The following is a 290-nucleotide window of genomic DNA, read 5'->3' on the forward strand; positions in this document are numbered from 1 at the left end:
GGCCGCCGATGACGAAGGTGAAGAAGAAGCCGAAGACGAACAGCAGCGGCGTGCGGATCACCGGCCTGCCGTCCCAGAGAGTGGCCAGCCAGCAGAAGATCTGAACGCCGTTGGGGATGGCAATCAACATGCTGGACGCGGTGAAGAAACTCGCGCCAAGCTTCGGCAGCCCGGTCGCGAACATGTGGTGGACCCAGAGGCCGAACGACAGGAAGCCGACCGCGATCAGCGACAGGACCAGCCCGAGATGGCCGAAGGCCGGGCGGCGGGCGAAAGCGGGAATGATCGCC

1 protein-coding gene is annotated in these 290 nt (G+C 65.2%); it reads right to left on the reverse strand.

All coding sequences use genetic code 11. The annotated features are described in order from the left end of the window. Positions 1 to 290, reverse strand: a 290-nt coding sequence (locus EN874_RS33195) for a cbb3-type cytochrome c oxidase subunit I (RefSeq protein ID WP_189396764.1), incomplete at both ends; no start/stop codon positions are given.

Origin of the sequence: Mesorhizobium sp. M1D.F.Ca.ET.231.01.1.1 (assembly GCF_003999155.2) — a bacterium.
In the GTDB taxonomy this organism is placed as follows: domain Bacteria; phylum Pseudomonadota; class Alphaproteobacteria; order Rhizobiales; family Rhizobiaceae; genus Mesorhizobium.